Annotated in this window: 9 protein-coding genes; 3 read left to right on the top strand and 6 right to left on the bottom strand. The window is 71.1% G+C overall.

What is annotated here, in order from left to right:
• Positions 1–17: 17 nt before the first annotated feature.
• The 4 genes from dpgA to ABD371_RS34145 all read right to left on the bottom strand — a co-directional run bounded on the left by dpgA (position 18) and on the right by ABD371_RS34145 (position 8,122).
• Positions 18–1,082, bottom strand: coding sequence for a 3,5-dihydroxyphenylacetyl-CoA synthase DpgA (dpgA, locus tag ABD371_RS34160; protein ID WP_344486110.1), 1,065 nt, complete (start codon positions 1,080–1,082; stop codon positions 18–20).
• Positions 1,083–1,330: 248 nt separating this feature from the next.
• Positions 1,331–3,601 carry an aminotransferase class I/II-fold pyridoxal phosphate-dependent enzyme gene (locus tag ABD371_RS34155; RefSeq protein ID WP_344486082.1) on the bottom strand — a complete coding sequence of 757 codons (2,271 nt, stop codon included), beginning with the start codon at positions 3,599–3,601 and terminating at the stop codon, positions 1,331–1,333.
• A 157-nt stretch (positions 3,602–3,758) separates the two neighbouring features.
• The gene (locus tag ABD371_RS34150; protein WP_344486079.1) at positions 3,759–6,641 is read right to left on the bottom strand and encodes a helix-turn-helix transcriptional regulator; all 2,883 of its coding nucleotides are present in this window, start codon (positions 6,639–6,641) and stop codon (positions 3,759–3,761) included.
• A gap of 329 nt (positions 6,642–6,970) precedes the next feature.
• Positions 6,971–8,122: a prephenate dehydrogenase gene (locus tag ABD371_RS34145; RefSeq protein ID WP_381735449.1), complete on the bottom strand. Its 1,152-nt coding sequence runs from the start codon at positions 8,120–8,122 to the stop codon at positions 6,971–6,973.
• A 225-nt stretch (positions 8,123–8,347) separates the two neighbouring features.
• Between ABD371_RS34145 and hppD the strand changes: the two genes are divergently transcribed.
• Together hppD and ABD371_RS34135 are read left to right on the top strand one after the other, a co-directional pair.
• Positions 8,348–9,445, top strand: coding sequence for a 4-hydroxyphenylpyruvate dioxygenase (gene hppD / locus ABD371_RS34140; protein ID WP_344486073.1), 1,098 nt, complete (start codon positions 8,348–8,350; stop codon positions 9,443–9,445).
• Complete coding sequence (locus ABD371_RS34135) at positions 9,429–10,574, top strand: alpha-hydroxy acid oxidase (RefSeq protein ID WP_344486070.1); 1,146 nt, start codon at positions 9,429–9,431, stop codon at positions 10,572–10,574. Before hppD ends, ABD371_RS34135 begins: the two co-directional genes overlap by 17 nt.
• Positions 10,575–10,716: 142 nt before the next feature.
• Here the strand turns inward: ABD371_RS34135 and ABD371_RS34130 are convergent, their stop codons facing one another.
• Both ABD371_RS34130 and aroF read right to left on the bottom strand, forming a co-directional pair.
• On the bottom strand, positions 10,717–11,625 hold the full coding sequence (locus tag ABD371_RS34130) for a ParB N-terminal domain-containing protein (protein ID WP_344486067.1): 909 nt from the start codon (positions 11,623–11,625) through the stop codon (positions 10,717–10,719).
• Positions 11,626–12,104: 479 nt separating this feature from the next.
• Positions 12,105–13,160, bottom strand: coding sequence for a 3-deoxy-7-phosphoheptulonate synthase (gene aroF, locus ABD371_RS34125; RefSeq protein WP_344486064.1), 1,056 nt, complete (start codon positions 13,158–13,160; stop codon positions 12,105–12,107).
• A gap of 435 nt (positions 13,161–13,595) precedes the next feature.
• Here aroF and ABD371_RS34120 point away from each other — a divergent pair, with 435 nt between their 5' ends.
• Positions 13,596–14,042 (top strand): DoxX family protein, encoded by a 447-nt coding sequence (locus ABD371_RS34120; RefSeq protein ID WP_344486061.1) that lies wholly within the window; start codon positions 13,596–13,598, stop codon positions 14,040–14,042.
• Positions 14,043–14,291 lie beyond the last annotated feature (249 nt).

The raw sequence follows: 14,291 nt of genomic DNA, 5'->3' as shown, positions 1-14,291 counted from the left end.
CGCTGTCTCCCCCGTGGTCACCATTGGACCAGCGCCGTTTCGATCGTGGATCCCGGTCCCATCGTCATGAGGACGCCGTGGTCGCCGGGTGCGGTGACTTGCTCGTCGAGGAGCCTTTCGTACGAGAAGAGGAAGGAGCCGCTCGACACATTGCCGTAGTCGCGGAGTACGCCGACGGTGTGGCGCAGGTCGTGGCGGGTGAGTCCGAGGTTGACGATGACCGCGTCGATGACCTTCTTGCCGCCGGAGTGGACCAGCCAGTGTTTGATGTCGCTGCGGCGCAGGCCCGTTCCCGCCAGCAGCCGGTCGACGGTGAGTTCGGCGTGCGCTCCGACCACGTAGGGGATCTGCGGGTCGAGGAAGAAGCTGAACCGGCCCTGGGTCCTGTCCCAGTCGTAGCGCATGGCGTCGGCGGCCTCGGGGATGATGGTGCTCGCGAATGTGAGGACGCGGGGCCCCTCCTGGACGGCGGGGGACTCGTCGCCGCCCGCGATGAGGGCGACCGCTCCGGAGCCGTCGCCGAAGAGGCTGTTGACGACCGCGGTGCGCATGGTGGAGTCCATGGCGTAGGCGGCGGAGCAGGCTTCCGAGCAGAGTACGACGGCGAGTTCGCCGGGGTGGGCGGCGGCCCAGCCGCTCACGACGCCGAGGGCGTTGAGGCCCGCGTTGCAGCCCATGCCGACGATGTCGGAGCGGCTGCAGTGCCGGTCGATGCCCAGTTCCCGGATGAGCAGCGCGCTGAGGCCGGGGGTGAGGAAGCCGGTGGAGGTGACACAGCACAGATGGCGCAGGTCGGAGAGTTCGGCTCCGGCTCGTTTGAGGCAGGTGCGCAGTGCTTCCGCGCCCATCTCGATGGCGAGCGCCTTGTGTTTGTCGAGGAGGTCGCCCTGCGGTTCGGGGTGCCGGACGCCGTGGGCGTCCGCGGCGGGCAGGGTGAGATGGCGCCGGTCGATGGCGCTGTTGAGGAAGACACCGCGGATCTTGGGGTCGTCGATGTCGAAGGCGTCGAGGACTTCCCGCTGGGTGTAGGAGGTCGCGGTCGCGGAGGTGCCGACTCCGACGATCCTGGGCGCGAGCGGCATGTACGGTCCGGTGGCCGTCGCCGTGCGCGGGGCCCGCTGATTCTCCGTGCCGTCCGTGTTCTCGGTGCTGTAGGTACTGCCGGTGCTGTCGACTGTGTCCGCACCCGGTATCGCCGGCTGCCCGATGCTGATGGTCAACGGAACGTCCACCCCCACATGCGCGGTTTGCTCCGCGCTCGCTGTGTGTTTCCTGTGCCGGTCACTCTCTTCGTCCTTCTCGTACGAGTGATGGGAATACGGCGGCCGGTCTACGGCCGGGGCGTCGCGCTCTGCGCCTCGATGAAACGGGCGAGGCGCGCGGTGCCCTCTTTGATCTCTTCAGGGGTCAGATAGCTGGTGGAGAGCCTCAGCGTGTGATCGCCGCCGCCCTGCGGATAGAAATAGGACATGGGCGTCCAGATGACGCCGAATTCCTGGGCGGAGCGGGTGAGTGCCTCACTGTCGGCCGGGAAGGGCACATGGACGGTGAGGAAGAAGCCGCCGGTGGGCTCGTTCCAGCGGACGCCGAGGGCGGTCCGCCGCTCCTGGGGCAGGCTCAGCTCCAGGTGCCGCAGGGTGGTGCGGAGCGCGTCACCGTAGTACGCGGCGGCTTCGGCGTTGCGTTCGGAGATCCGGCCCCGGGCGGCGAGGAGGGCCCCGGCGACGGCTGCCTGGCTCAGGGACGAGGTGTTCACCGTGACCATGCTCTTGATCTTGGCGAGTTCGTCGGCGAGGAGGCCGGTGCCGCCCTCGCCATCGACGACCACCTGGTCGGCGATGGCGAAGCCGACGCGCGCGCCGGGAAAAATGGTCTTGGAGAAGGAGCCGAGGTGGACCACTCTGCGGGCGTGGTCGAGGGATTTGAGGGTGGGCAGCCGGGTGCCGGGGCTGACCATCCGGTAGGGGCTGTCCTCGATGATGAGGATGTCGTGGCGGGCGGCCGTCTCCAGCAGCTCGGCGCGGGCCCGCGCGCTCATGGTGGTGCCCGTGGGATTGGAGTGGTCGGGTACGACGTAGAAGGCGCGGGGCCGTCGCCCTTGTGCCTTCTCCCGCCGGATCGCCGCGTCGAGATCGGCGGCGGCGGGGCCGTCCTCGCGGGCTTCGACGGCGGTCAGTTCGATGTCGAGGAGGCGGGCCGCGCCGGTGATTCCGACATAGCAGGGGCTGGAGACGAGAAGGACGTCGTCCGGTCCGGTGATGAGGGCGCGGAGCACCAGCAGCATCGCCTCCTGCGCGCCGACGGTGACCACGATGGACTCCGGCGGGACGTCGATGTTCTCGTCGTCGCGGAGCGAGTCGGCGATGATCTCGCGGATCTGGCCGGCGGTGGGGCCGTACTGGTACATGGCGGTACGGATGGCCTGGGGCGAGCCGCCCTGTTCGGCGAGGTGGGCGAGGTAGGTGCGGACGTGGGTGATGATCTCCTCGGTGTCGAAGAAGCCGTCGTAGGGGCGGCCGGGGGCGAAGGAGATCGCGTCGGGGTAGCGCTGGGTGACCTCGTTGAGGAAGTTCATCGTGTCGAGCACCGGGTCGGAGACGCTGCTGTGCAGTTCGCTCCTGTGCAGATCGCCGGGGCCCCGGCGGGCCGATCCGGTGCCGGTGCCGGTGCCGGTGCGGGCCGTTCGCAGTTCGCCGACGAGGGCGCGCAGCACGTCCGTGACGCCTTCGCCGCCGGCGACGACAAGGCCTTCGAGGACCGGGCGGTCCACGAGGACGGCGTCCGCGCCGTGGGCGAGGGAGACGAGGATCTCGTCGCCCCGGCGGACGCCGCCGCTCAGCAGCACGGGACAGCGCCCGTCGACGGCGGCCACGATGCCGGGGAGCGCGCCGAGCGACTCGGTGACGATGCCGTCGGCCCCGGCGTCGAGGGCACGGACCGCGTCCTGGGCGGTGCGTACCCCGGCGACGAGCAGCGGGAGCGGTGAGACGGAGCGCAGCTGGGCGACGCCGGGCCAGTCGAGGGTGTCGTCGAGGAGGGCGGCGGGGTCCGTGAGGGCGGCGGCCGGGAGGTCCTCGGCGAGATTGGCGGGGGCCGCGGGTGCCGGGTCGGCCGTGGGCCCGGGGTGGCGCTGGGGTCCGGCGGAGAGGACGACGGCCGTGAAGCCGGCGTCCGCCGCGCGGGAGAGGAGCCTGCGGGCGAGGCCGTGGTCGCGGAAGGCGTGGGTGCGCAGCCAGAGGGGGCCCTCGGCGGCCGAGGCGAGTTCCGCGAAGGTGTGTCCGGTGAACGCGTCGACCACGGCCGGGAGCCCGGCCGCGCCGGCGGCCCGGATCACGGCGGGTTCGCCCTCGGGCCGGACGAGTCCGGCGAGGGGGCCGAGGACGAGCGGGGCGGACCAGGTGTGGCCGAGGATCTTGACGGCGGTCCCGGGCGGGTCGGCGGGGTCGGCGGGGTCCTCGCCCGCCGGCCGTCGGAGGGCCCGGCCGAGGATTTCGCGGTTCTCCTCCCGGCCGTGTTCTTCCGGGGCGAGGAATTCCGCCGGCACCGCGTCCAGACCTTCCCGCGCCAGGCTCGCATAGTCGTCGAGGCTGCGTCCGGCCATGGATTTCCCCCAGGCAATCAAGGAATTTCGGCGAATGGATTACCGGCCGTCAGGATCACATGGGTGTTACTGGATCGCCAGCATCGTCCAACCGACGGGAGTGGTCACTTGGACACGCCGAAGCCGTCAGACTTCATCGCATGGACGCGTTTCCTTTTTATCCGCCATTCGGGAAGCATGGGAGGTCGTTGAAGGCGAGAAGTTCCACAGGCAGCCCGGAACGGCTCCTGACCTTTAACTTGCGGTAAATCTTGGTGAGATGCTGCTCGACCGTGCTGACCGTAATGAAGAGCTGGAGCGCGATCTCTCGATTGGTGCAGCCGGCGGCGGCGAGGGAGCCGACACGGCGTTCGGCGTCGGTCAGTTCGGCGAGCTGCGGGGGCACGGCCTTTTCGTCGTCGGTTCCGCCGCCGGCGTTCCGCACGCTGTACGGGGCCGGGGGGCTGGTACGGCCGGGGTTCTCCGCCAGGGGGATGTCGTGGGCGAAGTCGAATCTGCGCCGGCCCGGCGCGGGGAACTTCCCGGCGGTGGGGGCGTCGAGCCCCTCGCGGGCGGTGTCCGGGCGGTCGGGCACGGTCGCGGCCGCCAGGTCGCTCTGCGCGCGGCCGAGCTCGAACTGGTCGCCGCAGTCGGCGAGGATCCGGATGGCCTCGGTGAGCAGCGACTGCCGGTCGGGGGCCGCGCTGATCGCCGCGAGGCGGCGCAGGGCGATGCCCCGGTGACGGCTGCGCCCGTCGCCGAGAAGGGAGATCTGTTCCTCCAGCAGGGTCCGGGCGCGGCCCGCCTGCCGCATGGCGACGAGGGCGGCGACGGCGTCCTTGCGCCAGTCGGCGAGTTCGGGCGAGTCGGCTCCCCACTGCCTCATCAGCTCGCCGCAGGACTGGAAGTTGGTGAGCGCGGTGTGCGGGCGGCCCATGGCCAGGTGGTACCGGCCCAGCGCCTGGAGGTAGGGCAGGGCGAAAGGGGTGTCGAACATGACCGGCGGGACGGCGGTGTTGAGGTAGGGCATCACGGCGTCGAAGTCACGCTGCTCGGTGGCGGCGCGGATGGCGAGCGCCAGCGGGAGGCCGACGGCGACGCCCCAGGCGGCCGAGGTGATCTGTTCCAGCGCGGTGCGCGCGGACTCGCCCGCCGCTACGGCGTCCCCGCCGCGCAGCGCGGCGGCCGATCTGATGGTCTCGAACATCGCGCGGCGCATGGGCACATGGCGTATCCACGGCTCTCGCAGCAGCCGGTCGGACCATCGCACCGCCTCCTCGGGGCGGCTGGTCTGGATCAGGAAGAGGAGGGCGAAGAGCGCGGGGGTGAGGGGGCTGTCGGCGTCGGTGCGGTGCAGGACGTGGTCGGCCCCCTGGAATTCCTCGCCGTCGCCGACGAGGGTCGCCGTGACGTTCAGCAGGGTCATGAGGGAGATCGGATGGGACGCCGCGGAGGAGGCCCCGGGGCCGGCCGCGGGTCTGGTGTCCTTGGCGAGGCCCGGGTTGACGAAGGAGAGCCAGAGCCGGCCGATCTTCACATCGACCGGGGCGGCCGTCCGCTTCGGTCCGCCGGCCCCGGCCCGGCCCTCGGTCCCGGTCCCGGTCCGGACGGATTCGCTTTCGACGATGTCGAGGAGTGTCTCGGCCTGGGTGAAGTCGCCGCGCCACATGAGGTGTCTGACGGGGACCATGGCTTCGTCGCCGGTGAGCGCGCCGGTGGTGACGAGGTGGCTGAGCCGGGGCAGATAGCGGGCGGCCTTGACCGGGTCGACGAGCCATTGGGCGTCGGCGAGCGCGGCGGCGACGCCCGCTTCCTGCGCGGCGTCCTCGCAGATCCCCGACGCGTGGCGCAGATAGTCGACGGACTGGGCGATCTCGCCCAGGTGGATCGCCTCGCGGGCCGCCTCGCGGAGGATCCCGACGCGCCAGGAGGCCTTGGCCGAGTCGTGGGTGGCCATGAGCTGTTCGGCTACGGCCCGCGCGGACGCGCCGCTCGCGTGGAGGAGTTCGGCGGCTCTGCCGTGCAGGAGGAGCAGCCGGTCGGGGGTGATGCCGTCGAGGACGGCCTGGCGTGCCCGCTCGTGCCGGAACCGGAGGTCGAGCAGGAGTCCGGCGGCGTTGAGATCGGCGAGGCAGCGGCGTACGGAGGTGGCGTCGACGCCGAGGAAGTCGCCGACCAGGGAGGGGGACGCGGAGTCCCCGAGGACGGCCAGGGCGCGGGCGGCGGCGAGCATCGAGGGTTCGCAGCGGTGGAGGCAGCGCAGGAAGGCGTGGCGAAAGGACTCCCCCGGTTCGGGGTCGGTCCGGGCCGGCGCGCCGTCGGCGGCGAGCTGCTCCTCGATCAGCTGGTCCTCGACGAGGGCGTTGAGGAGGAGCGGATTGCCTCCGCTGATGTCGGACCAGGCCTCGGCGGAGCGGGGGGAGCGTACGGCGCCCAGTCGCCGGGTGAGCTGGTCGGCGGTGCCGCTGACGGTCAGGGGGGCCAGCCGGACGCGGTGGCAGTAGGGCAGATGGAGTGTCTCGGCGTGCAGGGTGGCGAGTTCCCTCTCGTGGCAGGAACTCTCGTTCATGATGATGAGGACGGCCGAGGAATCGATCCGCCGGATGAGATAGCGCAGGCACTGGAGCGAGGGTTCGTCGGCGAAGTGGACGTCGTCGACGCCGAGGACGAGCGGTCCCCGTTCGGCGAGTTCGCAGATGGTGCGGCTGACGCGCTGGAGGAGACCCAGCGGGATCCTGGAGGTTCTGGGGTGGTCGCCCGCGGACACGGTGACGCCGATCTCTTCGGCGGCGAGCGGGTCGGCGGTGATTCCGGCGGCTCGTATCGCGTTCACCAGCTGGTCGATGAGGCCGTAGAGATGGAGCCGTTCGCTGGTGGCCGCGGTCACCGACAGGAACAGGCCGCCCTCTTCCTTCACCCGGCTGGCGAAGTCCTGGAGCAGGGCGGTCTTCCCGCAGCCGACGGGCCCGTTCGTGAAGACGACGGCGCCCCTGCCTTGAGCGGTGCCCGCGTACAGCCGGACGAGCAGTCGCAGTTCCTCGTCTCTTTCACTGAACTTCACGGATCCCCCCGTACGTTCTGTGTGCTCTGTCCAGCTTTGTATGTCCTGGCCGTGCATGTTTGCCACGTGGACCGTCCTTCGGTGCGATTCCCAAAGGAACCGCACCTGACCTGCGGCGTTTTAGCATGTGGGGGATGCAGGGTCTGGAGGCCACCCGAACAGAAACACACCTCAAAACAGCATACCGAGCCGAACCGGCCGACGTGGGCCCTTTCCAGCCACTCACAGGGGAGCGCACGGACGATTTTGGGACATCGCTCGAATTCATGTGCGGGTGAGATTAGGCGAAATGCGTCAGCACGGGAATAGAGAATCAGCCAGTCGACTGCTCAGGTACGGACAGCCGGACGTACCGGGCCTTCTTCGTAGGCTTCGGCATACACGCTGTTTTCCCCCCGCGCGTCCCAGCCCTCGGCCACCAGGGCCGCCGTCAGCCGGCCGGCGAGACACGGCGCGACGCCGAACCTGACCGACAGCCGGCCCGGCCCGGCGTCCTCGACGGTCACCCGCTCGGCGTCGGCCCCGGCCCGTACCGCCCCGGAGAGCAGTCTCGGCAGCTCCCCCGCGCGATCCGCCACGGCCACCCGCACCCGGGAGCCCCCGGACGGGCCGCCGGGGCCGCCGGGGCCGCCGGGCCGGATCCCGGCGAGGCCGGCCACCCCCCGGTCGAGCAGGTCCACCATGGTCCGCATGGCCCCGGCCCGCTGCCCCGCGTCCGGCCCGGAGAGCATGTCCAGCGCGGCGACCAGCCGGGAGAGATCGGCGTGCACCTCCCTGACCACACCGGCCACGGCGGGCGCGTTCGCCTGGAGGATGTCCCCCCAGAGTCCCGGGTCGCCGGCCGCGATCCGGGTGACGTCGCGCAGCCCCTGACCGGCGAACCGGGTCGCCCCGGCCGGGCCGCCGGACAGCCGCGCCGCCATCAGACTGGCGAGAAGATGGGGAACGTGCGAGGTCAGCGCGACGGCCTCGTCATGGGACGCGCTCTGGGTGACCACCGGCACCGCACCGCACAGCACCGCCAGTTCGCGGGCCCGGCGCAGCGCGGTCGGCGAGGTGAACGGGGACGGGGTGAGGGCCCAGGGCCGGCCCTCGAACAGCTCCGCCCGGGCGGCGAGCGGGCCCGACCGCTCCCGGCCGGCCATGGGGTGTCCGCCGACATAGCTCGACGGATCGGGGGCCAGGCTGAGCGCCGTGCGCTCCGGCAGCACCTTCACGCTCGCCACATCGGTGTAGCAGTGCGCGAGTCCGCGCGCCTGCTGCTCGGCGAGGACCGCGCCCACCTTGCTGGGGGGCACGGCGAGCACCGCCAGATCCACCGGCACGGCCGGCGGCCGGGTCCGCCCCGCGCCCAGCGCGGCGGCGGTCCGGGCGGCCAGGGGGTCCCGGTCGGACAGGAAAACGGTCACTCCCCGGCGGCTCGCCGCGAGTGCGACGGACGTGCCGATCAAGCCCGTGCCGATGACGGCAATGGCGCGGATCACCAGTCTTCACCCCGTTCGAAAAGCATCGCCCATTGAGGAACTCAGCAGAAGACATTTATCCGTCCAACCGCACGCGTCCATCCGGCTGTCTAACTGTCCGGCCGACCGTCCGGTCCACCGGGCGGCCAATGTGGTAACTGTCCATAACCGCCCATTGGCTGGACAGAAGACCCGCGTTCTACAGTTCCAGAAACTCGGTTCTTTCCCGGTTGGGGGACACTCGTGCGGGATTCATCAAAAGCCATCGGTCCACTCGGAGATCTCTCCATCGACTACGTCGAGATATATGTCGACCATCTGGAGTCGGCGGCTTTCGACTGGGTCGACCGCTATGCCTTCACCGTGGTCGGCACGGCCAGCTCGGCCGACCACCGCAGCATCGCGCTGCGGCACGGACGGATCACCCTGGTCCTCACCCAGGCGACCTCCGACCATCATCCCGCCTCGTCCTATGTGTCGGCGCACGGCGACGGGGTCGCCGACATCGCGCTGCGCACCGGCGATGTGGAGGCGGCGTTCGCCGCCGCGGTGGCCGGGGGCGCGCGGGCGCGGCGGGGACCCGCCCGGCACGCGGGTCCCGGCGCTTCCGTCACCGCGGTGATCGAGGGCTTCGGCGATGTGGCCCACACCCTCGTACAGCGCGAGGCCGGGGAGAAGCCCGGACTGCCCGCGGGTTTCGTCCCGGCGCTGCGGGCCGACGGAGACCGCGCCGACGATGTCGGCCTGGTCGAGATCGACCATGTCGCGGTCTGCCTGAACATCGGCGATCTGGATGCGACCGTGGACTACTACCGCGACGCCCTCGGTTTTCTGAATATCTTCGAGGAGCACATCGCGGTGGGCCGGCAGGCGATGGAGTCCAAGGTCGTCCAGTCCCTCTCCGGGGACGTGACACTGACCCTGATCCAGCCCGATCCGACGGCGGATCCGGGGCAGATAGACGAGTTCCTCAAGGGCCACCAGGGTTCCGGCGTCCAGCATCTGGCCTTCTCCTCGCCGGACGCGGTCCGCTCGGTGCGCGCCCTGAGCCGGCGGGGCGTGGGCTTTCTGACCACTCCCGCCGCCTACTACGAGCTGCTCGGGGAGCGCATCGACCTGGGCGAGCGGCTCGCGGATCTGCGCGCGACGAATGTGCTGGCGGACGAGGACCACGGCGGGCTGCTGTTCCAGATCTTCACCGCCTCGACGCATCCGAGGCACACCCTCTTCTTCGAGGTCATCGAACGGCAGGGGGCGGAGACCTTCGGCAGCTCGAACATCAAGGCGCTGTACGAGGCCGTGGAGCTGGAGAGGACGGGGCAGCGTGGAGGCCGGCGCTGATCCGCCCCCCGGGGCCGGGCCCCCGCTCTGTCTGGCCGACGTCGAGCGTGCCGCGGCGGCCGTCCTGCCCCGTGAGGTCTGGGACTTCATCGCCGGCGGCAGCGGCTCGGAGACCACTCTGGACGCCAACCGGGCGGCGCTGGACCGGCTCTTCCTGCTCCCCCGGGTGCTCAGGGACGTGTCGCGGGTGTCCACCCGGGCCAGGCTGCTGGGCGGCCCGGCCGCGCTGCCGCTGGCAGTGGCCCCGATCGCGTACCACCGGCTGGTGCACCCGGAGGGGGAACTCGCCACCGCGCGCGCGGCGAAGGCGGCGGGGGTGCCGTTCACGGTGAGCACGCTGAGCAGTGTTCCCGTCGAGGAGATCGCGGCGGTCGGCGGCACGGTCTGGTTCCAGCTGTACTGGCTGCGGGAGCCGGACCGGGCGCTGGAGCTGGTCCGCCGGGCGGAGGACGCCGGCTGCTCGGCGATCGTGCTCACGGTCGACGTGCCCTGGATGGGCCGGCGGCTGCGGGACGTGCGCAACCGGTTCGGGCTGCCCGGCCATGTGCGGTCGGCCAATATCGACACGGGGGCCGCGGCCCATGAGTCTCCCGCCGGCGGCTCGGCGGTGGCCGCCCACACCCGTCAGGCGTTCTCCTCGGCGCTGACCTGGTCCTCGGTGGCGGCGCTGCGTGCGCGGACGGGGCTTCCGCTGGCGCTGAAGGGGGTGCTGACCCCTCAGGACGCGCTGCGGGCGGCCGAGGCGGGCGTGGACGCGGTCGTGGTCTCCAATCACGGGGGCAGACAGCTCGACGGCGCGATCCCCAGCGCGGACGCGCTGCCGGAGGTGGTCCGGGCTCTCGACGGGCGGTGCGAGGTACTCCTCGACAGCGGGATCCGGAGCGGTGTCGACGTGGTGCGGGCGCTCGCGCTGGGCGCGTCGGGCGTCCTGGTGGGCAGGCCCGTGCTGTGGGGGCTGGCGGCGGCCGGCGAGCCCGGTGCCGCCCGGGTCCTGGAGCTGCTGGCCGAGGAGATCGAGGACGCCCTCGGGCTCGCGGGCTGCGACGGCGTCACCGCCGCGGCCCGGCTGCGCACGGTGCGCGGCGACGCGCCCGCGGGACGCGCTCCCGTCGCGGGTCCGGCCGTCTGACGCCCGGCGCGAACGGCCGAGGGCCCTCCCGCCGTGACGGCGGGAGGGCCCTTCGCGGTGTGAGGGGTTGGGGGCGTACCGAGAGAGCCCCGCCCGGTGTCCAACCGTTCGCTTTCCACGCTCGGACACCCCTGGTGGACGCTCAGCCTATCTGCGCCACATCGTCTTTGATCCTTACGGCGAATTCCGACCAGAGGTCGGCGAACTGCCGGGCGAGATCGGCGACGATGTCGCTGCAGTGCGGTGGGACGTTGTTGATGATCGCGTCCCATTCCTCGTTCCGGAGCGAGTGCAGGGCCAGCAGGCGCAGCAGATTGCGCCCCGTCTCGGTGAAGCGCAGGGCCGGGTCGGCCTTGAGCCGCTTCACCAGTACGGCGCGGTCGGGAGCGATGTCCGTACGCGGCCGGGCGGCCCGGTGGGACGACGGCCGGCCGGCCAGTTCGCCGCGCCCGCCGAAGGAGTCGTCCGGGGAGATCTCCTCGTCCTCCGCCACCCTCAGGACGACGGGCGTCCTCCTGCGGCGCTGCCTCGGCACCAGCTCGTCGCCGTTGCGCAGCCGATTGCGGACGTCGCGTGCCGTCTCGGGAGAGATGCCGGCCGCGCGGGCGACCTGGCGCAGCGACAGCTCCGGGTTGGCCGCGAGCAGCTCGCCCGCGAGCATCCGGCCGGCGCTGCCGTCGAGCGGGCGGACCCGGCCGTCCTGGCCGACGCGCCGGGCCTCGGGCTCCGGCCGTACGGTCCTCTTGCGGATGTCGCCGACGGTGCCCGGGGAGATTCCGGTGACCGAGGCCACCCTCCGGTCGGACCACTGGGGATGGGTGGCGATGATGCGCTCGGCGGCGCGCTTGCGGTCGGCCAGGGCCAGCGGCAGGCCGTGGGCGACGTTGAGCCTGACCGCGAGGACGAACGCCTCGGCCTCGTCCCCGTCGAAGAACCGGACCTCGATCGTCTCGGCCCCGCGCAGTCTGGCCGCCTTCAGCCGGTGGAAGCCGTCGATGACCCTTCTCGTCGCCCGGTGCACGACGATGGGCGGCAGCGGGCTCTGCGTCACCGCCAGAATGTGTACGTGTTCGGCATTCTCCCCGGAAAGCCTGGGTGACCCCGCCGACTTCAGAGAACTCAGCTCTACTTCGTCTACGGGCAGCTGTTCGATGCTCACTTCTTCGGGTGCCATCAAGCCACCTCACGCACTCATGACGAGGCGGCGGGCACTTGTGCGACCCGGGTTCATTTCCGGATCGTTGCGGTAGCCCCCGTAGCGTCTGTGGCACTGTGGATCGATGGGCAGAAACCAGCTCGCTGCCAATTCCTTCGAACCCCCCTGGACGTTTTCGAGCAGAACATCCGTTCGGTTGACCGGACTTCTGCCAGATGAGAAAGAAATTAACATTCGTCCTTTGAGGGTTGTAACCCCTGCGTAAGTCCCATCTGTCGACCCTTATGCCCCCCTAACCCCTAGGGGGGTGTTCTCATGAAGCACATGGGACACCCCCCGTAACAATGGCCCCACCTTTTACCCCGAATACGGGCTCACGCCGCCCGCGCCGGAAGTGCTCCGGCGCGCACGGGCATGGTGAGCGTGCGTCCCATCAGGGGCGACAGGATGGTCACCGCGTCGGCGATCTCGCGGACGTCGGACTCGACCAGCGCCTGATCGCCGTCGCACAGCGCGGTCTTGGGCTCGGGGTGGATGTCGATGATGACCCCGTCGGCCCCGGCCGCGATCGCCGCCCGGGTGAGCGGGACCACCAGATCGCGCCGGCCCCCGGAGTGCGAGGGGTCCACGATCACCGGCAGGTGCGACAGCCGCTGGACGACGGGGACCGCGCTGATGTCGAGGGTGTTGCGGGTCGCGGTCTCGAAGGTGCGGATCCCGCGCTCGCAGAGCACGATGTCGAGATTGCCGCGCTGCGCGATGTACTCGGCGGCGCTCAGCCACTCCTCGATCGTGGCGCTGAAACCCCGTTTGAGCAGCACCGGCCTGCCCGCCCGGCCGACCGCTTGGAGCAGCGCGAAGTTCTGCATGTTCCGCGCGCCGATCTGGAGCATGTCGGCGTAGGAGGCGACCATGTCCACGCTGCCCGGATCGATGACCTCGGTGACGACCGGCAGTCCGGTCTCCTGGCGCACCTCGGCGAGGATCTTCAGCCCTCTCTCGCCGAGCCCCTGGTAGGAGTAGGGCGAGGTGCGCGGCTTGAACGCGCCCCCGCGCAGCAGGGAGGCCCCGGCACGCTTCGCCATCCGCACCGCTTCGAGGGTCTGCTCCGGCGTCTCGACCGCGCAGGGCCCGGCGATCACGCTCAGCGTGTCCGGCCCGATGGGCACCCCGCCGACCCGGATCACCGACCGGGCCGGATGGTGCTGACGACTGACCAGTTTGTACGGTGCGGACACCCGCATCACCTGGAGCACCCCGCTGCGGCTGCCGAGGTTCAACGCTTCAAAATCATCCACATCGCCGACCAGACCGACAATTGTCCGTGAAACCCCCCGGCTGACAAAAGCATCTCCGCCGGCCGACCGGACCAGCGCCACGACGGCGTCGATTTCCTCCTGAGTCGCCTCGGGAGCCATCACCACAACCATGAACTCTCCTCACTTGGACACTCGGACACTCGGACCCGCCGGGAACGGCAGCCGCCGCATTCGGCGATCAGATATCCCGACCAGTTGTATTTTCCGCATCCTAAGAGCGCCCGGTCGGCGGAGTCGACCGATGCCGTGCCGTGTCCAACTCCCCATGGGCAAAGGCGGACCGGGCGCTTTAGGCTGCGGAAATCCCTATTCCCCGGAAGCAGTTCCCCCTTCCCGGAAAGGCCTTTCGGAGGAGCCCCGGCCGTCGGATTGAACCGGGAGGGAACAAACTCGCCCGGCCCCGGGCCGCGCGCGCTTCGGCCGGGCGGGTGGGGTGCTCACCCGCCCGGCCGAGGCGCCGCCACGCGCCGCGGCCGGGGCCCCGGGGGCGGATGGTGGAGTGGGCGGCGAGCCGTTCCCCCCTCGGCCGGCGGGGGCGGACCGGCGATGACCTGGGAGGTCCGCGTGGAGCCCTTGATCGCTCTCGTCATCGGTTTTCTGGGGGCCAGACTGGCGGGGCTCGCCGGGGTGGAGGCGCTCGACGCCTGGCAGCCCGCGCTGCGCGTGGGGCTGGCGCTGATGTTCGTGTTCACCGGGGTGGCCCACTTCGTTCCCAGGCTCCGGGCGGAGATCATCGACATGGTTCCGCCCTCGCTGCCCCGGCCAGGTCTGCTGGTGACCGTCACCGGCGTCCTCGAACTGGCGGGCGCGGTGGGACTGCTGATCCCCGCGACGGCCCGGTGGGCGGCGGCCGGGCTCATCCTGCTCATGATCGCCATGTTCCCGGCGAACATCTCCGCGGCCCGGCGGAAGACGGCGATGGGAGAAGCCATCGGTCCGCGCACCGCGCAGCAGATCGTGTACATCGTCGCGGCCGCCCTGGTCCTGGTCTGACCGCGCGGCCCACCTGCCCGGCCCGGCGCGCGCCGTGGGCCGTGGGCCGTGGGCCGTGGGCCGTGGGCCGTGACGAACCACATGAGCCACATGGGCCGTACGGCTGAGCGAGGCCCTCTTGTCCCCCGGTGCCCGCTGAACGACCATACGAACGGTTCCTGACCCGTTCATGGCAAAAGGATGGGTGAGCCGCACCCGAACCACGCACGTTTCCCGCCCGTCCCTCAGCGGGTCCGCCCGCTGCCAGCG

Origin of the sequence: Streptomyces amakusaensis (assembly GCF_039532665.1) — a bacterium.
Classification (GTDB): domain Bacteria; phylum Actinomycetota; class Actinomycetes; order Streptomycetales; family Streptomycetaceae; genus Streptomyces; species Streptomyces amakusaensis.
This window is presented reverse-complemented; position numbering and strand designations above follow the sequence as displayed.

What these genes read in the sequence shown, in the direction of transcription:
- dpgA (WP_344486110.1), bottom strand. Translation starts at nt 1,082, where the DNA reads ATGCCGCTCGCGCCCAGGATCGTCGGAGTCGGCACCTCCGCGACCGCG.
- ABD371_RS34155 (WP_344486082.1), bottom strand. Translation starts at nt 3,601, where the DNA reads ATGGCCGGACGCAGCCTCGACGACTATGCGAGCCTGGCGCGGGAAGGT.
- aroF (WP_344486064.1), bottom strand. Translation starts at nt 13,160, where the DNA reads ATGGTTGTGGTGATGGCTCCCGAGGCGACTCAGGAGGAAATCGACGCC.
- ABD371_RS34120 (WP_344486061.1), top strand. Translation starts at nt 13,596, where the DNA reads ATGACCTGGGAGGTCCGCGTGGAGCCCTTGATCGCTCTCGTCATCGGT.